The sequence below is a fragment of the Micromonospora sp. NPDC005252 genome, from assembly GCF_042872475.1.
Taxonomy (GTDB): domain Bacteria; phylum Actinomycetota; class Actinomycetes; order Mycobacteriales; family Micromonosporaceae; genus Micromonospora.
The window spans coordinates 246401-266517 of the sequence record NZ_JBIAKN010000004.1; the positions used below are offsets into that span (position 1 = coordinate 246401).

Consider the following 20117-nt stretch of genomic DNA (forward strand, 5'->3'; position numbering starts at 1 on the left):
GCATCTGCCGGTTAGGCTCGCTGCGGCGCGCGCCGGCCGACCGACAGTTCGGACGCGGCAACCACACCGCCGAGACCGGGGAGTACGACCAGTTGACCGCAGAGCCTGACACCCTGTACGGGGCCGATGACCTCACCCACCTTGAGGGGCTGGACGCCGTCCGCAAGCGGCCCGGCATGTACATCGGTTCCACCGACAGCCGTGGCGTGGGTCACCTCGTCAACGAGATCCTCGACAACTCCACCGACGAGGGTGTCGCCGGTCACGCCACCACCGTCGAGGTGATCCTGCACGCCGACGGCTCGGTGCAGGTCGACGACGACGGCCGCGGCATCCCCACCGACGTGCACGCCAAGTCCGGCATCTCCGGCGTCGAGCTGGTGCTGACCCGGCTGCACGCGGGCGGCAAGTTCGGCGGCTCCGGCTACAAGACCTCCGGCGGCCTGCACGGCGTCGGCGCCTCGGCGGTCAACGCGCTGTCCCGCCGCTTCGACGTGACCGTCCGCCGAGCCGGCAAGGTCCACGCGATGTCGTTCCGGCACGGCGTTCCGGGGATCTTCGACGGCGACGGGCCGGACGCGCCCTTCACCGCCGGCCCCGGCCTGCAGGTGGTCGGCGCGATGAAGCGCGGCCAGCGCACCGGCACCTCGATCCGCTGGTGGCACGACGCCCGCTACTTCGAGACCGGCGCGGCGCTCGACGTCGACGCCGTGCGGATGAAGCTGCGTAACACCGCGTTCCTGGTCCCCGGCGTGACGTACCTGCTGCGCGACCTGACCGGCGAGGCCCCCGCCGAGGAGCGGTTCCACTACCCCAACGGGCTCAGCGACATGGTCGAGTTCCTCGCACCGGCCGGCGACCGGCCGGTCTCCGGCATGCTCCTGGTCAACGGCGAGGGGACGTACCGGGAGAACGCTGCCGACGCCAACGGCGTCATGCAGTCCAACGTGCAGCGTCGCGCCGAGGTCGAGGTGGCGTTCCGGTGGGGCACCGGCTACGAGCGCACCGTCGAATGCTTCACCAACACCATTCGCAACGCCCACGGCGGCACCCACCGCAAGGGCTTTGAGCGGGCCCTCGTCCGCACCCTCGCCGACGCCGTCCGCAACACCCGCGGCCTGCTCAAGGCCAAGGAGGAGCCGCCCACCCTGGACGACGTCCTGGAGGGGATGACCGCCGTGGTGCACGTGCGGATCCCCGAGCCGCAGTTCACCTCGCAGACCAAGGACGAGCTGTCCACGACCGGCATCACCAAGGTCATCCAGACCCTGGTCGACGCGCACGTCAAGGCCTGGCTGGAGGACCGGCGCACCAAGGCCGAGGCGCGCGTCGTCCTGCAGAAGATCGTCGACGCGGCGCGGGTGCGGCTCACCCAGAAGCAGCAGAAGGACGCCGCCCGGCGCAAGACCGCCCTGGAGGGCGCGTCCATGCCGCCGAAGCTGGTCGACTGCCGTGCCACCGGGATCGACCGCAGCGAGCTGTTCATCGTGGAGGGCGACAGCGCCCTCGGCACGAGCCGCATGGCCCGCTCCTCGGAGTACCAGGCGCTGCTGCCGATCCGGGGCAAGATCCTCAACGTGCAGAAGGCCAACCTCCAGCAGGTTCTGGACAATGCCGAGTGCGCCGCCATCGTCCAGGTGCTCGGGGCCGGCTCGGGGCGGACGTTCGACCTCGCCGCGCTGCGCTACGGCCGGGTGCTGATCATGGCCGACGCCGACGTGGACGGCGCGCACATCCGTACGCTGCTGATCACCCTCTTCGCCCGTTACATGCGGCCGTTGATCGAGGCCGGTCGGCTCTACGCCGCCATGCCGCCCCTGCACAAGATCACCACCAAGGGGCGCAACCCGCAGACCGTCTACACCTACACCCAGGCCGAGATGGAGGCGACGGTTCGCAAGCTGGAGAAGGCCGGCAAGCAGATCGTCACGCCCATCCCACGCTTCAAGGGCCTCGGTGAGATGGACGCCGACGAGCTGTGGGACACCACGATGAACCCCGCCACCCGCGCCGTCCGCCGGATCACCCTGGACGACGTGGACGCCGCCGAGCGCATCCTCGAACTGCTGATGGGGGAGAAGGTCGAGCCGCGCCGCAACTGGCTCATCGACTCGGCCGACCGCGTCGACCGCGATGCGATCGACGCATGAGCGAGCGGCAGCGAGCGAATATTCGGAACAGTGCGACGGTGCCTCAGGGCGTCGCGCAGCGAAGCGGAGCGACGGCATGAGCGCCGCTGCCGTCCGAGGGGAAAGCTGATTCATGGCACGCCGTAAGGAAAACAAGGTCGACCTCTCCTCGTTCGACCAGGCCGGCGCGCGGGTCTTCGACAACCCGCTGGTCACCGAGGTCTCCGACTCCTACCTGGAGTACGCGTTCTCGGTCATCCACTCCCGCGCCCTGCCCGACGCGCGCGACGGCCTCAAGCCCGTGCACCGGCGCATCCTCTGGTCGATGTACGAGCAGGGCTACCGCCCCGACCGAGGGCATGTGAAGTCCGCACGCATCGTCGGCGACTGCTTCGTCGCCGGCACACTGGTCTCCACGCCCGATGGCCTGCGGCCAATCGAGGAGATCGAGGTCGGAGACCTCGTGCTGGACGGCGAGGGCGCGTCGGTCCCGGTTACCACCGTCTTTCGTAATCCGAATTCTGACCTCGTTCGCGTCACCTGGAGCAATGGGCACACGATGCTCGTCACCCCGGGCCAACGTTTCCGGGTGGTCGCGGATGACCTCTCCGTGCAGTGGGTCGAGGCTCGGGACCTTGCGGGACGCCTTGCGCTGGCCTATGGGAGCCGCCGTACCGAGGTGTCGCCGCATCCTGGCGACGTCTACGACTACGTGCGCGGGCTGCTGGTAGCCGAGGGTTTCCCGGTCGACCGGCACCGCACAGCGGACGGCCGGGTCCGCATCCACATGTGTGACATCGAGCCGCTTGATGTCGCTCATGGCTGGGCTATCGCCAGTGGATTGAACGTCTCCCGCGGAAAGCGTGAGGCTGCCAACCCCCGTCATCGCGACCAGCACATTTTGACTTTCAGCCGTAACCAAGGGCTGTTGGAGGTTACTGAGCCGCTCAGCCGTGACAAGCACGTGCCGCGCGACATCCTGGGCAACCGATCGGCGTGGGCGCCGTTCCTCGCTGGCTTCTTCGATGGCGACGGCTACGTCCGCAAGCGGTTCCGAGAGATGGTTTTCGTCAGCACCAGCAAGCTACTGGTGCGGCAGATATACGCCATGCTCGCCGACCTAGGTCTACACGGGCACTACTGGACCAGCGGTCGTCATTCTGATGGACACCCGCTTCACGGGCTCTCCGTATCCGGACGTGACGCCGCTGATCTCGCCCGGATGTTCCTGCCGTGGGTGCGAATCGGCTACAAGCACGATGGCCTGCAACGGGTTGCGAACATCGACTATCGGTATAGCGGCAAACAAGGCAATGACCGGTTGCCGTACGGCCCGGTGATGGCGGAGCTCACCGCAGCGCATCAGGGTGGCGGATGGTTTCGGGATCAGGCCGGACAGGCGTTTCGTGCCTCGCTCTCGGCAAGCGGCGGCCCGAAGGTGCGGTATGGCAAGGACCGCAACGGCAATCCGCTCGCCGAGCGGTCGTTCCAGTTGGAGCGGGCGGCCCGGGACGGCTGGGTCCAGAAACTCCACCGGCTCGGCTCGCCGCTCGCCGCTCGGCTGGATGCGCTGGTCGGTAGTGCTTTTCTGCGGGTCACCTCGGTCGAGGTGGTGCCGCCCGACGTCACGTACGACATCCAGGTGGGCAGTGACGAACACGCCTTCGTTGCTGAGGGCTACGTGGTGCACAACTGCATGGGTAAGTACCACCCCCACGGTGACACGGCGATCTACGACGCGATGGTCCGCCTCGCGCAGGACTTCTCGCTCAACGTGCCGCTCATCGACGGCCACGGCAACTTTGGATCCCAAGACGACGGTCCGGCTGCCTCAAGATATACAGAAGCGCGGATGTCCCGCGAGGCGATGCTGCTCGTCGGGGAGCTGGGCGAGGACACCGTCGACGTCGAGCCCAACTACGACGGGTCGTTGACGCAGCCCACCGTGCTGCCGGCCGCCTTCCCCAATCTGCTGGTCAACGGCGCGTCCGGGATCGCGGTCGGGATGGCCACCAACATGATCCCGCACAACCTCGCCGAGGTCGTCTCGGCGGCCCGCTGGCTGATCAACCACCCGGACGCCACCCTGGACAAACTCATGGAGTTCGTTCCCGGCCCCGACCTGCCCACCGGAGGCGTGCTGCTCGGCCTGGACGAGGTGCGCCGCGCGTACGAGACGGGGCGCGGCGTGGTGCGGATGCGCGGCAAGGTGGAGATCGGCCCGATCGAGGGCAGCCGGGGCCGCCAGGCGATCACCGTCGTCGAGTTGCCCTACGGCGTCGGCGCGGAGAAGGTCATCGCGGCGATCACCAACGAGGTCACCAAGACCAAGCGGCTGACCGGCATCGCGGACGTCAAGGACCTCACCGACCGGGAGAGCGGCACCCGGTTGGTCGTCGAGTGCAAGGTGGGGGTCAACCCGCAGGCGCTGCTCGCCGACCTCTACCGGTTGACCCCGCTGGAGCAGTCCTTCGGTGTCAACAACCTGGTGCTGGTCGACGGCCAGCCCCGTACCCTCGGGTTGAAGGCGCTGCTGGAGGTCTTCCTGGCCCACCGGTACGACGTGGTCACCCGGCGCAGCTCGTACCGCCGCCGTAAGCGCGAGGAGCGGCTGCACCTGGTCGACGGCCTGCTGATCGCTCTGCTGGACATCGACCGGGTGGTCCGGTTGATCCGCGGCAGCGACGACGCGCAGGCTGCCAAGGACGGGCTGATGAGTCAGTTCGGCCTCTCCGACATCCAGGCGACCTACATCCTGGACACTCCGCTGCGCCGCCTGACCAAGTACGACCGGATCGAGCTGGAGGCGGAGCAGGAGCGGCTGCGCGCCGAGATCACCGAGCTGTCCACGATCCTGGATGACGAGCGGGTGCTCAAGAAGCTGGTCTCCGACGAGCTGGCGGCCGTGGTCAAGCAGTTCGGCACCGAACGGCGGACGACGCTCGTCGACGGCGACCTCAAGGAAGTGCTCGCGGCGTCCGCGCCGGCCGGCCCGCTGGAGGTCGCCGACGACCCGTGCCAGGTCATCCTCTCCGCGACCGGGCTGGTCGCCCGGACCGCGGCCGAGTCGGAGGAGAGCGCCGAGGGGCGCCGGCGCAACGGCCGGGTCAAGCACGACACGGTACGCGCGATCGTGCACTCCACCGCCCGTGGTCGGGTGCTGCTGGTCACCAGCGCGGGTCGCGCCTTCAAGATCGACGTACTGCCGCTGCCGGTGCTGCCCGAGCAGGCCGGCACGGTGTCGCTGCGCGGCGGCATGTCCGCCGCCGAGCTGGTGCCGCTGGAGGCGGGGGAGACCGTGGTCGGTCTGGCGCCGCTCGGCGGTGCGGCGGACACCTCACCCGGGCTGGCGCTGGGCACCCGACAGGGCGTGGTGAAGGTGTGCGCGCCGGAGTGGCCGGTGCGGTCCGACGAGTTCGACGTGATCGGCCTGCGCGACGGTGACGAGGTGGTCGGGGCGACCTGGCTGACCGACGGCGCCGAGACGCTCACCTTCGTCACCTCGGAGGCGTCGTTGCTGCGTTTCGCCGCCGGGCTGGTGCGCCCGCAGGGCCTCAAGGGCGGCGGGATGGCCGGTATCAACCTGCCGGCCGGCGCCCGGGTGGTGTTCTTCGGCGCGGTACGCACCGACGACGCGGGGCACGGCGAGCCGATGGTCGTCACGTCCACCGGTGCGACGGTCAAGGTGACGCCGTTCAAGGCGTACCCCGCGAAGGGCCGGGCGACCGGCGGCGTCCGCGCGCACCGCTTCCTCAAGGACGAGACCGACGTCGCCGTCGCCTGGGTGGGGCCGCGCCCGGTCGGCGCGACCGGCACCGGCGAACCGGTGGAGCTGCCGGCAGCCGACCCCCGCCGCGACGGCAGCGGCTTCGCCGTGATGCTGGGCCCAACGGTGGTAGGCCACCTCATCGAACGCGACTAACCCCACCCCCCAACTCGTTGATCATGAAGTTATTGCCGCGACACGCCGATGGCGGTGGCAACAACTTCATGATCAACGCCGGGGGTGGGGTGGGGTGGGGTGGGGTTAGGCGACGTTGAACGGGCGGAACTGGACGCTCACCCTCGGGCCTACCGGGCGGGTGGTCTTGGGGATGGCGTGTTCCCAGGTGCGCTGGCAGGAGCCGCCCATCACGATCAGGTCGCCGTGGCCCACCGGGAACCGCAGGCTGTCGCCACCGCCGCGCGGGCGCAGCAGCAGCGGCCGAGGTGACCCGAACGAGACGATCGCGACGACGGTGTCGCTGTGCGCGGAGCGGCCGATGGTGTCGCCGTGCCAGGCGACGCTGTCCCGGCCGGAGCGGTAGAGACACATGCCGGCGGTGACGAACGGCTCGCCCAGCTCGGGCGTGTAGTGCCGGGTCAGCGCCGTCCGCGCCGAGGTGAGCACGGGGTGCGGCAGTTGCCGGTCGACGCCGTACCAGCAGAGCAGGCGGGGCACGTCGACCTCGCTGTCGTACATGGTGCGTCGCTCCGCGCGCCACGGCACCTCGGCGAGCAGGGTGTCGAGGACCGCGTCGGAGCCGCGCACCCAGCCGGGGAGGTGGTCGACCCAGGCGCCCCGGCTGAGCTGGTGCCGCCGGAGCTGGCCGGGCAGGGGCCCCAGGGTCGGCTCCGTGTCGGTCAGGTCGAGCATCGACGGCTGGTAGGCGGCCTGCGTCATGCAGCCACCCTAGCAGCACTTTCGTACACCCGTGCTAGGCCGCTGCTGCCGCGTTGTGCTTGGCCACCAGGTCCGGAAGGTCGTCCAGCGCGTCGATGCGGAACAGGCACTGCTCGGCCACGGCCGGCATGTCGAGGATGTGCCCCCACGGGCCGCGCCGGATCAGGCACGTCTTCATGCCGGCCTCGACGGCCGGGCGTACGTCGTTGTCGGGCCGGTCGCCGACGTACAGGATCGACGACGCGTCGCCACCGCCCGCCCGGACGACCCGGTCGAAGAAGGCCGGTGACGGTTTCGCCACGCCCCAACCGGTCGAGGTGCCGATCATGTCCACGGGAAGGTCGAGGGCGTGCAGGAGCGCCTCGGCGTGGGCGGGTTGGTTGCCGGCCAGGCCGACGAACAGGCCCTGCTCCTTGAGCGCGGTCAGGCAGCCGCGCGCGTCGGGGTAGAGATCCTCCTCGCCGAACCACTCGGGTTCGCCGGCGGCGGCGCGACGTTCCAGCTCGGCGGTGAGGTCGAAGTCGGGCCGGAAGGCCCGGAACGTGTCCTGGTAGTCCTGGCCACGGGCGATCACGGCACCGAGGACCGCCGAGAGCGTGTGCCGTGGAACGCCGAACCAGTCCGCCCAGCCCGCGAACTCGCGGGACTCGTCGAGAATCGTCCCGCCGACGTCGAAGAAGACCGCTCTGATCACGTGCGTCCCCCGTTCGCCTGGTCGACGGATCATAAGCGGGAGAACGCGCGTCGTCAGTCCGCGACGGCGGCCGGGCGTACGGCGTCGAACACCGCGTCCACGACCCGAGCCCGGCCCCGGCCGTCCACACCGGACCAGGCCCGCGCGGCCAGCGCCGCGCGGCGCTGCGGCGAGCTGAGCAGCCCGTTGAGGGTCCACGCCGCCGTCGCCCGGGCGGCCCGCCCGGGCACTCCGGGCCCGGTCAGCTCCGGCAGTTCGCCGAGGCCGGCGGCCAGACCGTGCTGGACCACCCGGGCGTACGACTCGCGTTGGTTGTCGACCACGCAGACCAGCGCGGCGGGCGCCCCGAGGCAGCACAGTTCCCAGGTGGAGGTGCCAGCGGCGCTGACCACTAGGTCCGCCCCGGTGATCAGGGCCGGCAGCGAGCCGGTGGGCGGGACGGGACGGACGATCTGCCCCCGCCCGGGGGTGATCGTCTCCAGCTCGGCCTCGATCTCGGGTCGGCCGACGACGACCGTGAGGTCCATCGGGTGTCCGGTGGCCAGCAGCACCCGGGTCAGCACCGGGGCCGCGCCGACCGCGTCGGTGCCGCCGAAGAAGGCCAGCACCCGGGGCCTGCTGACCGCCGTGGCGGGCCGGGGCGTCGCCGGACGGGCGGTCACGACCGAGTCGCGCAGCAGGGCGTACCCGCTGCCGGCGAGCAACCGCCCGGGCAGCGCCGGGAGCTGGGCCCCGAAGTTCTGGTCGAGGTAGAGGTCGGCGTCCTGGCCCCGGCTGTCCCCGTCGATGACGGCGAGGGTGAACACCCCGGCCGCGCGCAGGGCACCCGCGCCGGCCGGGTCCAACTCGTAGGAGTCGACGACCATCACGTCGAGGTCGTGTCGTCGGGCCGCCTCGACCAGCTCGGCCGGCGACTCGGGGCCGGGGTGCAGTCCGATGCCCCGCGCGGCCAGTTCGGCGGTGGCCCAGCCGAGCCGTTCCACAGTGCCGAACACCGCGACGTGGGCGCCTCGGGCCAGGAACTCCTCGGCGAGCGCCAGGCAGCGGACGAGGTGCCCGACTCCGCGCCGCGGCCCGGCGTCGCAGCGCAGTCCGACCCGTAGCGTGCTCAGGACTCCTCCAGCCGCTTCTGGCGTACGTCGGCGTTGAGCGCGCGCAGCCGCGGCTGCCCGTCGAGCCAGTCGGCGAGCTTGGCCAGCGGCACGCTGACGTCGCCGAAATGGTCGGCGACGGCGCTCACCAGCGCCCAGTCCTGCTCGGTGTCGAGGGTCAGCCGCAGCGCCGAACGGTCCGGGGTGAGGGTCACCCCGAGCACCCGGAACACATCCGGATGGGTGTACGCGTACGAGGTGACGTGCACCCGGTGGTGACCGGTGGCGAGCCGGTCGAGGGTCCGCAGGGTCTCCGCGCGGATGATCTCGACGTCCAGCCCGCGGGGCAGGGTCCGGGCGATCGACGTGCTCGCGTAGTCCAGGCCGGGCACGGCCCGGTACACCGAGGCGACCAGCGTGATGATCTCCGGGTCGAGCAGCGGACAGTCGGCGGTGAACCGCATGACCGCGTCGCCGGGGTGTGCGGCGAGCGCGCCCACGAACCGGCCCAGCACGTCGTCGACCGGCCCGCGGTGACACGGCACGCCGAGCCGCCGGCACTCGTCGACCACCGCGTCGTCGACGGTGTCCGTGCTGGTCGCGACCACCAGGTCGGCGAGGACGCCGCTGTCGCGGGCGGCGCGGGCGGCGCGGCCCAGCACGGACCGCCCGGCGAGCGGGCGGAGCACCTTGCCGGGTAGCCGCGACGAGCCCATCCGGGCCTGCACGATCCCGACGATCCGGGGCCCGACGGCCGCTCCCGTGTCGGCCGTCGGGTCCGGTCGGCTCGCCGTCACGGACGCGTTGTCGTCGCCGGTCACTGCTGCTCCTCCTGCCTCGGCGCGAGCGCCGCCCGAGCTCGCCGCTTGGCGGCACGCGCACCCCGCTTGGCCAGCCGGGCCGGGGTGATGGCGAGCCGGCCGACGCGGTAACTGATGGACCCGCTGAGCAGGCCGATCTTCGCCTCGGCCCGGCGCAGCGCCCGCTCCCGGGAGGTGAGCAGCTCGTCGGTCCATCGGGTCAGGGCGGCGAGCCGGCTGATCTCCTCGCGTTGCCGCAGCCACGCCTCCCGCAGCTGCTGGTAGCTGCGCGCGCCGACCGGCGGGTCGGTCGGCTCGACGGCCTGCAGCTCGGCGGCGAGGGTCGCGCGGCCGTTGGCGTCCAGGCCGTGCAGCGTGGCCGCGATCGCCGCCTCGGCCTGCACCGCCTCGGCCACGGTCGCCCGGTCCAGGTCGTGGCCGGCGAGCCCGCCGAGCACCACGGTCAGGCCCGCGACGTCGAGAGTGGACGACCACGGGTGGGCGTACCCGCCGGTGAGCAGGGCCGCCGCGAAGCGCCACAGGCCGCGGGCCAGCACCACGTCGCCGGGCAGCGTGTCGGTGGCCCGCCAGCTCGGGTCGAGCACCGCGTACCGTTCCCCGCTGACCACCATGTTGTCGGTGCTGGCCAGCGCCGCCGCGCCGGCGAGTCGGCCGTCGGCGTCGGCCTGGCCGGCGAGCCAGCCCGCGTACCCGTGCAGCAGCGTGCGCAGCGTCGCCAGGTCGCGGCGCAGCGCGGCGTCGAGCAGCAGGGTGTGCAGCAGCCGCCCGGTCGGCACCGGCCCGGACAGTGCGGCGGGGTCCCGGTACGCGGCTTCGCGGCTGGCGAACGGCGCGGCCGGCGCGCTCGTGCCGGCGCCAGTGCCGGCGGTGTGGCTCCACCGCCAGCCCGACGGGCCGTCGAGCACCTCCAGCACACCGATCCCGGGCTGGCCGGACTGCCCGGTCTGCGCCAGCGCCACCGGCAGGTCCCCGTCGACGGTGGCGTCCGTGGGCCCACCCGGTCGACGGGCCAGCATCAGCCAGGCCGGCGCGAGATCGGCGGCACGCCCGGCGTGCAGGGCGTCCACCGCCAGCCGGGCCGGGTCCTGGAGTACGGTCGCGGTGCCGAAGGCCCCGGCGCAGGCGCCGTGCAGCACCGCGTCGAACAGCCCGCAGCCCGCGCCCCGGTCGAGCTGGTCGGCGTCGAGCAGCGCCGTCGCGGTCGCGCCGTCGGGGTACGCGGCCCAGCAGGCGACCGAGCGCAGCCCGGCGCCGGTGAGCCGCTCGCGCAGTTGGTCCCGGTTGGCGGGGTGCGCCTGGTCCAGCACGCCACCGATCACCCAGGCGGAGTCGTCGCGGGCGGCGTACCAGGGGGTGGTGGCGACCAGCCGGTGCAGCCCGAGCGGGTTGTCCAGGCGCAGCAGCAGCGCGCCGCCGGGGCGTACCGCCGCGACCAGTCGTGCCAGCACGCCGTCCCAGCCCAGCCGGGTGCCCTCCACCGACTCCACCGGGTCCAGTCCGGCGGCGGCGATCACCACGTCGTACGTCTCGTCGTCGGGCAGCCCGGCCGGGCCGCCCACGACCACGCGGGCGGCCCGCTGAGCCAGCGCCACCGCGTCCGGGTGGCTGCGCAGCAGGCAGGTCACCTCGGCGTGGGCGAGCCGGACGAGCAGCGCCGGGTCGTGCGGGCCGGCCAGCAGGACCCGGGCGCCGGGCGGCACGATCCGGGCGGCCAGCGCGGCGAGGGGCCCTCCGTCGGCCAACCGCTCCTTCGGCAGGTCGGACCAGGCCAGCATCTCGCCGCCCGGCAGGGTGATCCGGCCGGCGGGTGCCGTCTCAGTCGTCACTGTCGTCCTCTTCTTCTTCCGGAAGGTTCGCCCAGCCGAGCAGCTCCCGCAGCTCGGGCGGTGTGCAGCGGTGGTCGGTGCCCAGCTCCGCGCGGGCGATCGAGACGGCGGTGGGCAGGTCGACAGTCGCGCCGTGCAGTTCCGGCCACTGCCGCCGGATGCGGGCGGTGCCGCCGAAGGTCGGGTCCTCGTTGGACAGGATCATCGGGTCGCCGTAGACCGCCGGTTCGCAGCCGGCCGCGATGCCGTAGAAGATCGCGCTGGTCAGCCGGTTGGATGCTACCCGCCGGTGCCGGCGCAGCTCGGTCAGCTGCTTGTCGAGGAACTCCGGGTCGGTGTCCTTCCACCAGTGCCCCCGGTAGCCGTGGCAGATCACCCGGAACCCGGCGCGTTCGTAGAGCCGCCGGACGTGGCGCATGCCGTACTCGTGCCAGTAGAGGCACACCGTGACCGGGCCGGGCTCGGTGTCGCGGATGCGGGCGATCAGCTCCCGGTGGTCGCCCTTGACGTGCTGGCCCTCCCAGCCGTGGAACGGGTACCAGATGGTGCCCTCCCGCTCCTGCGCCGGCGGGTTCTCCGGCCGCATGGCCAGCAGGTAGGTGAACGGGGCGCCGATCACGACGACGTTGCGCCGCCCCACCGACCAGGCCCGGCGGCGGGTCTGCTCGGACCAGAGCAGGCTCGGGGTGCCCTCGGCGTACGGGTGGCCCGGCGCCAGGCCGTCGCCGATGTTCCAGCCGTGCTGCACGTACCCGTTGATCCGCGGGGGATGCCGGTCGCCGAGGCCGGCGTAGCGGGCCAGCACGTGGGCGTGGCCGTAGAAGTGGTTCGCGTGGTGCATCAGGTTCCCATCAGGCGGCGGTACGCACCGAGCCGGCCCGCAGGGCCACGGCCAGCGCGTCGATGACGCGGTCCTGGTCGGCGTCGCTGAGTCCCGGGTACAGCGGCAGCGACAGCTGCTGGGTGTAGAACGACTCGGCCACCGGGCACGATCCGCGCCGGTAGCCCAGGTCGGCGAAGGCGGGGTGCCAGTGCACGGGCAGGTAGTTGACCTGCACGCCGATTCCGGCGGCCCGCATCCGGTCGTACACCTCGCGGCGACGCCCGTCGAGCACCCGGATCGGGTAGAGGTGCCAGGCCGGGTCGGCCCACGACTTGCGGGTCGGCAGCAGCACGCCGTCCAGGTCGGCCAGCGCCTCGTCGTAGCGGGCGACCAGTGCGCTCCGGCGGGCCTTGAACGCGGCGAGCCGGCGGAGCTGGCTGCGGCCCAGGGCGCACAGCACGTCCGGCAGGCGGTAGTTCAGCCCGAACTCGTGCACCTCCTGGTGCCAGCCACCCTCGTCGGCGAAGCGCAGCTCGGCGCGGTCGCGGACGACGCCCACGCCGCGGAACCGGCGGGCCCGCTCCAGGATGCGCGGATCCAGCGCGGCGACCGCGCCGCCCTCGGCGGTGGTCAGGTTCTTCGTGGGGAAGAACGAGAACGTGGTCAGGTCGGCGAGCGAGCCCACCGGACGGCCGTGGTACGTCCCGCCGATCGAGTGCGCCGCGTCGGCGAGCAGCACCGCGTCCGAGCCCTCGACCGACGTGCGCAGGGCGTCGTAGTCGGCCGGGTGGCCGGCGTAGTCGACAGCGGAGACGACCTTGGTACGCGAGGTGACCGCCGCGGCGGCCGCGGCCGGGTCCAGGCAGAACGTCTCGTCCTCGACGTCGGCGAACACGATCGTCGCGCCGAGGGCGACGGCGCTGCTGGCGGTCGCCACGAACGTCATCGGCGGGACCACCACCTCGTCGCCCGGTCCCACCCCGGCGGCCGCGTACGCCACGTGCAGCGCCGCGGTGCCGTTGGAGACGCTGGCGACGCCGACCCCGCCGGTCCACCTGGCGAGGTCGGCCTCGAACGCGTCGACCTGCGGCCCGGTGGTGAGCCAGTCGCCGCGCAGCACGTCGGCGACGGCCGCGATGTCGTCCTCGCTGATGGACTGTCGGCCGTACGGGAGCATCGCTGTCATGCGGTGAGGCCGAGCATCTCGCGTAGCTGCTGCACGCTGAGCCACTCGTCGTTGGTGTCCGACTGGTAGGCGAAGCCGTCCGGCACGGGCTCGCAGTCGACCGGCGGCTGGTAGCCCCAGCCGGCGATGGTCGGCTGGACGATGTAGCGGTCCTTGGCGCGCAGCGTCCGCCGGCTGTCGTCCGGGGCGATCATCTCCTCGTGCAGCTTCTCGCCAGGCCGGATGCCGATCTCGTGGGTGGTGGCGTCCGGCGCGACGGCCTCGACCAGGTCGAGGATGCGCATGCTGGGAATGCGCGGCACGAACAGCTCGCCGCCCTGCATCTGGTCGAACGAGTCCATGACGAACTGGACGGCCTGCTCCAGGGTGATCCAGAACCGGGTCATCCGCTTGTCGGTGATCGGCAGGCTCTTGCCCTCGGCGGCCAGCCGGTGGAACAGCGGGACGACCGAACCGCGGCTGCCGACCACGTTGCCGTAGCGGACGACCGCGAACCGGGTCGGGTGGTGCGCGGCGTAGTGGTTGGCCGAGACGAACAGCTTGTCGCCGACCAGCTTGGTGGCGCCGTACAGGTTGATCGGGCTGGACGCCTTGTCCGTGGAGAGCGCGATGACCTTCTTGACGCCGGCCTCGATCGCGGCGTCGACCACGTGCTGCGAGCCGGTGATGTTGGTGGCGATGAACTCCGACGGGTTGTACTCCGCCGTGTCCACCTGCTTGAGCGCGGCGGCGTGCACCACGTGGTCCACGCCGTGCATCGCCCGGGTGAGGCGGTGCCGGTCCCGGATGTCGCCGATGAACCAGCGCAGGCGCGGGTCGTCGCCGAGCTGCTGGCGCAGCTCGTACTGCTTGAGCTCGTCGCGGGAGAAGACCACCACCCGGGCCGGGTCGGCCTCGGTGAGGATGTGCCGGAGGAAGGTCCTGCCGAAGGAACCCGTTCCCCCGGTGATCAGAATGGACGATCCATTCAACTCACTCAATTTGGTGCTCCCGTGATCGTGGATGAACCGGCGGCCCTCGGCCGGCCGACCGGGGTGAGACGCTAACCCCGGCGGGTTAACGCCTCGGCGCTCGCGGGTTAACCGCTGCCCCTGCCGTCGTGAATGGCGAGCAGCGCGCGGGCGAACACTTCCAACCGTCCGGAAAGCGGGCTGACCAGGCCGGAAACGGCCGCTACAGTGGCCGCGCGAGCGACCCGCAGCCTCTGCGCGCCGTCGTTTCCCGCGTTCACCCGACATCCGCACCGCCTCGGTGCGAGCGGGTCATCCCCGAGCGTCACCGGCCGGTAGGCGTGCCCACCGGTGGGCACGCCCGTCCGGCACGGCCGGCAGTTCAGGAGGCGTTGATGACATCCGGCAGCGACGTGATGGAACGGCCCGCGGTCCCGACCGGGACACCGCCCGCGACACCCGCGCGCCGGTGGCTGATGCCGCTGCTGCTGTTCGTCGGCTGGGTGCTCAGCGTCGCCTGGCGGATGTGGCTGTCGCGGCACATCGCACTGCCGATCGCCCACACCGACGAGGACAGCTATCTGAACACCGCCCGCGCCCTCGCTGGTGGACCGGGCGGGTTCAGCAGCGAGAACGACCTGCTCCGCCGCGTCGGCTACCCGATGCTGATCTCGCCCGCGTTCCTCGGCGACCGGGACTTCACCGACAGCTACCGGCTGGTCCAGCTGATCAACGCGATGGTCAACTCGGCGCTGCTGCCACTGGCGTACCTGCTCGGCCGGCGGGTGCTCCGACTGCCCCGCGCGTCCGCGCTGCTCGCGGCGGTGGTGGCGGCCACGCTGCCGGCCACCGCCTTCTACGCCGGTGTCGCCATGATCGACACGGTGATGGCGCCGCTGGTGGTCGCCTGGCTGCTCGCCGTACACCGCTGGATCGAGCGTCCCGGCCCGCTGGCCGCAGCCACCGTCGGCCTGCTGGTGGGCGCGTTCCACCTGCTGCACTCGCGCGGCCTGGTGATCGTGGCGGTGCACGCCGGGCTGGTCCTGCTGCTGTTCGTCCGCCGCCGGATCACCCCCGTCGCGGTGCTCGCGGCGCTGCTGCCGGTGTTGGCCATGGCGCTGGTCAACCAGGCCGGCATCCACGTCCTCGGGGACAAGGTCTACCTGCTGGGCAGCACCCCGGGCGGCGGCACGGTCGCCGCGGTCGCCTCGGCGCAGGGGGTGGTCCGCGTCGCGGCGGCCGTCACCACCCAGCTCTGGTACCTCGTGGTGATCACGTTCGGCCTGGCCGGGGTCGCCTGGGCCGCCGCCGTCCGGGAACTGTGGCGCCCGCGCCACGGCGACGCCATCCGCTGGACGATGGGTGTGGCGGTGGTGGTCACTGTCGGGGTGGCCGGCGGCGCATCGGTGATCCTCGCCGGGATCACCGGCAAGCCGCTGGACGCGATCTACGGCCGCTACGTGCAGATGCTGGCCCCGTTCTGGCTCCTGGTCGGGCTCGGCGTGCTGCTCACCGCGGAGCGTCGGGTGGTGCTGCGCCGGGCGGCGGTCGCGGTGGGCCTGTTGGTCGCCGGTGGCGCGTTGGTCGCCGTCCGACTCGCGTACGTGGCCAGCCGGGGGCACTCGCTGCGCTACGGCGGCTTCGGGGCACCGGACCTGACGGCGTTGACCGGCGGCTGGCGGGAGATGCGCCCGGTGGTCGGGTCGCTGCTCGGCATCGGCGCGTGCGTGCTACTCGTGGCCGCGGTCCGGGTGCCCCGGCTGCGGTTGCCGGTGCTCGGCGCCCTGGTCGTGGTCAACCTCGTCACCATGCAGGTGATCGACCAGCGGCTGGTGCGGCCGATGGCGGCGAGCACCGCGCCGACCCCCCGGGTCGCCGACGTCGGGGTACGCCCCGGCGAGCGCGTCTGGGCCTCCACCGGCGTGCACTACATCCTGCGGTTCAATCTCAGCCACCAGGTGACCTGGACCGATGTGCGGTGGTTCCGCGAGCAGCCGCCCGCGGCCGCGCAGGTGGTGTTCACCCGCTGGGCGCCCGGCCAACCGGACGACTGGGACGGCGCGAAGTACGGCTTCGTCCGGCTCGGCGGCAACGCGCAGCAGCACTGGGCGGCCTGGCGCCGAATCTGACCCGTGGACCCCTTCCGCCCCGGTGGACATCGTGTTTCGTGAACGGCGGATGTCCACCGGGCGGACGGGCGGTTAATAGTGTCGGGCCGGTCCGGAAATTGCGCCGACAATCAGCGCTGGCGGCGGTCCTCGCGCGCCAACGAAATCGGGATGACGGTGATTTCCCGACCCTCGGACAGTTCCTGTCGCGGTGTGCCCTCGACGAATCGGAAACGCCGGTTCATCTGCCGCACCACGGTGTTGTGTTCCAGCACCTCCCCGTCGAGCCGCGCCAGGTGCAGCCCGTCGAAGGCGTACTCCACTGCCTCGGACATGACCCCGAGCCAGGCCGGCAGCGTCTCGCCCCGCTCGGCCAGCCCGTCAGCGTCCAGATAGAAGCCCCACGCGCCGGTACGAGGGCCGTCCAGCCGCAGGTCGAAGAAGGTGACCACGCCGCAGGGCCTGTCGTCGCGGACGTACACCAGCACCCGCCGCGTCGGGTCGTCGCGCACCGCCGACCACCACCGGGCGTGCTCCTCGGCGGTGATTTCGTGGCTGGTCTTGCTGACCTGACGGTTGGTTTCCTGATTACGCCAGGACAACATCAGATGAACGTCGTCCGCCGTCGCTTCGCGCAGCACGTGCTCTCGCTTTCCTGTCTGTTCACGTCCGGTCGGAGCACCTTACCCGGGCCTACCGGGAAAGCAGTTATCCATTCGCTGGGTTGTAGACTCCGGCGCATGAACGAATTGAGTCGCGCGCAGATCCGCGACCTCATGGCTCAAGTGCTGAAGAACCAGGACAAGGAGCTGCCCGCCGACGACGCGGCGCAGCTGCGGGACATCGGCTTCCGGTCACTGGACTTCTCCGAGCTGGCCCTGCGGGTGGAGGACGAGACGGGGGAGGAGCTCAACTTCGACGCCCCTGGCCTGCGCCGCATCGCCACCGTCGGCGACGTCCTCGACTTCCTCGTCGAGCTCCAGCAGCAGTGACCGTCGCGACACCCCGTCCGGCCGCCGCGGGCTCAGAGCCGGCCGGCGTCGACAACCGGCTCGTCGTCGGCGGCGCCCCGCTGACCTGGCGGACGTTGCCGACGCCGACGCTGCCCGACACCGCCGCGGTGCTGGCGCACTCCGCCGGGCACGCGCTCGCCGCCGCGCGGCAGCACGCCGTGCACGGCACCGAGCTGCTGCTCAGCACCGCGAGTCGGGTCGACGCGACGATGCGCGCCGAGCTGCTGGACGCCGGGTTCACCGTCACCGTCCTCGACGACGACGGCGCGCATCCGAGCATGCCGACCCACCCTCGGGCCGCCGAGCCCGGCCGGCTGTGGCTGCTCACCTCCGGGTCGACGGGCCGCCCCAAGCGGGTCGGCCACACCCTCGACACGCTGACCACCGTGCGGGCCGACCAGCCCGACCGGACCTGGCTGTGCCCCTACGCCCCCGGCACGTACGCCTGGTGGCAGGTGGTGACCCTGTCGCTGACCCAGCCCGGTCAGCACCTGGTGGTGGTCGAGCCGGACGAGCTGGACGACTGGCCGGCGGTCGCGGCCGCGCACGGGGTCGACGCCGCGTCCGGCACGCCGACCTTCTGGCGGCGCACCCTCTACCGGGACGCCGCCGCGCTGGCCCGGGTGCCGCTGCGCCAGCTCACCCTGGGCGGGGAGCCGGTGGACCAGGCGATCCTGGACCAGCTGCGGGACGTCTTTCCCGCCGCCCGGATCTCCTGGATCTACGCGTCCTCCGAGGTCGGAGCGTCCATCGTGGTGCACGACGGGCGGGCCGGGTTCCCGGTCGAGTGGCTGGATCGGGAAACCCCGGGCCGACCCACCCTCTCCGTTCACGACGACGAGCTGGTCGTCACCTCGCCGTACCACGGGGCCGGGTTGGCCGGCCCGGTCCGCACCGGGGACCGGGTGCAGGTGGTCGACGGGCGGGTGCTGATCACCGGCCGACTGGACTCCGACGAGATCAACGTCGGCGGCAGCAAGGTCTCCGCCGGTGTGGTCCGCGGCGTGCTGACCGGGCATCCGAACGTGGCGTGGGCCCGGGTCACCGGCCGCCGGGCCCCCGTGCTCGGGCGGATGGTGGTCGCCGACGTGGTCCTCACCCCGGCCGTCGCCGACGGCCTCGCCAACCCGGCCGACCCTTCCGTCAGCGTGCCGGACGAGGCGGCGCTGGTCCGCTGGTGTGCCGACCGGCTGCCCGAGCACGCGGTACCCCGCAGGATCCGCGTGCTGTCCGAGATTCCCGTCAAGGAGACCCTGAAGAGCGATGTCTGACCCCGCCGACACCCAGCTCGTTCCCCCCAGCTCAGTGGTCCTCGTCTCCGGCGGTTCCCGAGGGCTGGGCCTGGCCATCGTCACCGACCTGCTCGACGCGGGCGTACGGGTGGCCGCGTTCGCCCGTACCGTCACCCCGGAGCTGGAGAAGCTCGCCGCCGAGCACCCCGACCGGGTGCACGTCGGCTCGGTCGACGTCACCGACCTGCGTGCCGCCCAGGGCTTCGTCCGCGAGGTGGAGCAGCGTCTCGGCCCGATCGACGGCATCGTCAACAACGCCGCCGTCGGGCAGGACTCCCTGCACGTGCACACCGCCACCGACGACATCGCCCGGATCATCGAGACCAACCTGACCGCGCCCCTGCAACTGACCCGGTTGGTGATCCGCCGGATGCTCGGCAAGGGCCTGCGGGGGCGGATCGTCAACATCACCTCGATCTGCGCGCAGCGCGGCTTTCCGGGCCTGGTCGCGTACTCGGCCACCAAGGGCGGCATGGACGCCGCCACCCGCTCGCTCGCCCGGGAGCTCGGTGGCCGGATGCTGGTCAACGCGGTCGCGCCCGGCTTCTTCGCCTCGGAGATGTCCGCCGTGCTCGGCCCGACGCAGCTCGACCAGATCGTGCGCCGCACCCCGTCCGGCCACCTGACCGAGCCGGTGGAGGTCGTACCGGTGGTGCGGATGCTGCTGCGTGAGCACACCAACATCAACGGCCAGGTCATCGTGGTAGACGGTGCCGCCTCCATCTGACCTGCGGCCGGTACTGCCGCCGGCGCCCGGCCCGGTCGACGCTGGCCCGGTCGACGCTGGCCCGGCCGCGCCGCCGCCGTCGTCCGGGACGGCACGCCCGGTGCCGGGACTGCTCGCCAGCGCCGAACGGCATCTACGGATCGGTACGCCCGCCGAGCTGGCCGACGCGACGACCCGCAGTCACCTCGACGACGGACGCTGCGTCGGCTGGTACGGCCCGCTGGTGCCGGGCTGGCGCGCGGCCATCGACGCGGAGCGCGCCGACGCCCCGGTGCCCCCGGCACTGGCCCGGCGCTTCGGCGCGGGTGACTTCTGGGCCCGGTGGACCCGGGCCGAGTGCTGCTGCAAGTTGGCCGACGTGCCGATCGCGACCTGGTGGCGCCGGCACGGCCTGGGCACTCCGGTGGACGGCACCATCCTCTGGCGCACCCTGCGCGTCGCCGACCTGGTGGTCACCGTCGGCTTCGCCCCCCGCCAGTCCGCCGGACCAACCGGCCGCGACTGACGCTCGGGACGCCGCAGCTGTCGGCCTGTGTCGGTGGCGTCGCGGCTGTTGGTGTTTTGCCGGTGGCGTCGCAGGTGTCGGCGTGCGTCGGTGGCGTCGCGGCCGTTTGGTGTTTTGCCGGTGATGCCGCGGCTGTCGGTGTGCGGCGGTGATGCCGCGGCTGTCGGTGTGCGGCGGTGCTGCCGCAGGTGTCGGTGGTGCCTGTCGAGCTGCCCCGAATATGGGGCAGTACCGGGAGCACACGCCATGCCCCACCTTTGGGGCAGCTCGACAGGACGCAAACAGGGTC

The 20117-nt window shown here is 72.1% G+C and carries 16 protein-coding genes and 2 pseudogenes; 9 read left to right on the forward strand and 9 right to left on the reverse strand.

Annotated elements, in window-relative coordinates; all coding sequences use genetic code 11:
* Window positions 1-20: 20 nt before the first annotated feature.
* The 4 genes and pseudogenes from ACFYPH_RS14150 to ACFYPH_RS14165 all read left to right on the forward strand — a co-directional run bounded on the left by ACFYPH_RS14150 (window position 21) and on the right by ACFYPH_RS14165 (window position 6051).
* A complete protein-coding gene (locus ACFYPH_RS14150; protein WP_387182331.1) occupies window positions 21-2150 on the forward strand; it encodes a type IIA DNA topoisomerase subunit B in 2130 nt (709 codons plus the stop codon).
* Window positions 2151-2262: 112 nt separating this feature from the next.
* Window positions 2263-2691: pseudogene (locus ACFYPH_RS14155) on the forward strand (DNA gyrase subunit A); the annotation flags it as partial.
* Window positions 2689-3324 (forward strand): annotated as a pseudogene (locus ACFYPH_RS14160) (LAGLIDADG family homing endonuclease); the annotation flags it as partial. The pseudogenes ACFYPH_RS14155 and ACFYPH_RS14160, both read left to right, overlap by 3 nt.
* Window positions 3325-3468: 144 nt before the next feature.
* Entirely contained in the window at window positions 3469-6051 is a 2583-nt protein-coding gene (locus tag ACFYPH_RS14165) for a DNA topoisomerase (ATP-hydrolyzing) (RefSeq protein ID WP_354855120.1), read from the forward strand.
* Between the two features lie 105 nt (window positions 6052-6156).
* Here the strand turns inward: ACFYPH_RS14165 and ACFYPH_RS14170 are convergent, their stop codons facing one another.
* The 8 genes from ACFYPH_RS14170 to pseB form a co-directional block, all read right to left on the reverse strand.
* On the reverse strand, window positions 6157-6792 hold the full coding sequence (locus ACFYPH_RS14170; protein ID WP_354855099.1) for an alpha-ketoglutarate-dependent dioxygenase AlkB: 636 nt from the start codon (window positions 6790-6792) through the stop codon (window positions 6157-6159).
* Between the two features lie 34 nt (window positions 6793-6826).
* On the reverse strand, window positions 6827-7486 hold the full coding sequence (locus ACFYPH_RS14175) for an HAD family hydrolase (protein WP_387181802.1): 660 nt from the start codon (window positions 7484-7486) through the stop codon (window positions 6827-6829).
* Between the two features lie 53 nt (window positions 7487-7539).
* Entirely contained in the window at window positions 7540-8598 is a 1059-nt protein-coding gene (locus ACFYPH_RS14180; RefSeq protein ID WP_387182334.1) for a PseG/SpsG family protein, read from the reverse strand.
* On the reverse strand, window positions 8595-9317 hold the full coding sequence (locus ACFYPH_RS14185; RefSeq protein WP_387182337.1) for a cytidylyltransferase domain-containing protein: 723 nt from the start codon (window positions 9315-9317) through the stop codon (window positions 8595-8597). Before ACFYPH_RS14185 ends, ACFYPH_RS14180 begins: the two co-directional genes overlap by 4 nt.
* A 77-nt stretch (window positions 9318-9394) precedes the next feature.
* Window positions 9395-11224 carry a class I SAM-dependent methyltransferase gene (locus ACFYPH_RS14190; protein ID WP_387181804.1) on the reverse strand — a complete coding sequence of 610 codons (1830 nt, stop codon included), beginning with the start codon at window positions 11222-11224 and terminating at the stop codon, window positions 9395-9397.
* On the reverse strand, window positions 11214-12065 hold the full coding sequence (locus tag ACFYPH_RS14195; protein WP_387181806.1) for a hypothetical protein: 852 nt from the start codon (window positions 12063-12065) through the stop codon (window positions 11214-11216). The genes ACFYPH_RS14190 and ACFYPH_RS14195 overlap by 11 nt, the downstream gene beginning before the upstream one ends.
* Before the next feature lie 10 nt (window positions 12066-12075).
* Window positions 12076-13233 carry a DegT/DnrJ/EryC1/StrS family aminotransferase gene (locus ACFYPH_RS14200; RefSeq protein ID WP_387181808.1) on the reverse strand — a complete coding sequence of 386 codons (1158 nt, stop codon included), beginning with the start codon at window positions 13231-13233 and terminating at the stop codon, window positions 12076-12078.
* Window positions 13230-14213 (reverse strand): UDP-N-acetylglucosamine 4,6-dehydratase (inverting), encoded by a 984-nt coding sequence (gene pseB, locus ACFYPH_RS14205; protein WP_354855104.1) that lies wholly within the window; start codon window positions 14211-14213, stop codon window positions 13230-13232. The genes ACFYPH_RS14200 and pseB overlap by 4 nt, the downstream gene beginning before the upstream one ends.
* A gap of 365 nt (window positions 14214-14578) precedes the next feature.
* Here pseB and ACFYPH_RS14210 point away from each other — a divergent pair, with 365 nt between their 5' ends.
* Entirely contained in the window at window positions 14579-16312 is a 1734-nt protein-coding gene (locus tag ACFYPH_RS14210) for a hypothetical protein (RefSeq protein ID WP_387181811.1), read from the forward strand.
* A 110-nt stretch (window positions 16313-16422) separates the two neighbouring features.
* On the opposite strand, the gene ACFYPH_RS14215 is transcribed toward ACFYPH_RS14210, so the two are convergent.
* Complete coding sequence (locus tag ACFYPH_RS14215) at window positions 16423-16932, reverse strand: GNAT family N-acetyltransferase (protein ID WP_354855106.1); 510 nt, start codon at window positions 16930-16932, stop codon at window positions 16423-16425.
* A gap of 99 nt (window positions 16933-17031) precedes the next feature.
* Between ACFYPH_RS14215 and ACFYPH_RS14220 the strand changes: the two genes are divergently transcribed.
* From ACFYPH_RS14220 to ACFYPH_RS14235, 4 genes are read left to right on the forward strand one after another with little or no spacing between them, the layout of a single operon-like run.
* The gene (locus tag ACFYPH_RS14220) at window positions 17032-17283 is read left to right on the forward strand and encodes an acyl carrier protein (RefSeq protein WP_354855107.1); all 252 of its coding nucleotides are present in this window, start codon (window positions 17032-17034) and stop codon (window positions 17281-17283) included.
* Entirely contained in the window at window positions 17280-18575 is a 1296-nt protein-coding gene (locus tag ACFYPH_RS14225; protein ID WP_387181814.1) for an AMP-binding protein, read from the forward strand. Before ACFYPH_RS14220 ends, ACFYPH_RS14225 begins: the two co-directional genes overlap by 4 nt.
* Window positions 18568-19323, forward strand: coding sequence for an SDR family NAD(P)-dependent oxidoreductase (locus ACFYPH_RS14230; RefSeq protein WP_354855109.1), 756 nt, complete (start codon window positions 18568-18570; stop codon window positions 19321-19323). The genes ACFYPH_RS14225 and ACFYPH_RS14230 overlap by 8 nt, the downstream gene beginning before the upstream one ends.
* On the forward strand, window positions 19307-19828 hold the full coding sequence (locus tag ACFYPH_RS14235) for a hypothetical protein (protein ID WP_387181817.1): 522 nt from the start codon (window positions 19307-19309) through the stop codon (window positions 19826-19828). Before ACFYPH_RS14230 ends, ACFYPH_RS14235 begins: the two co-directional genes overlap by 17 nt.
* Window positions 19829-20117: the final 289 nt, after the last annotated feature.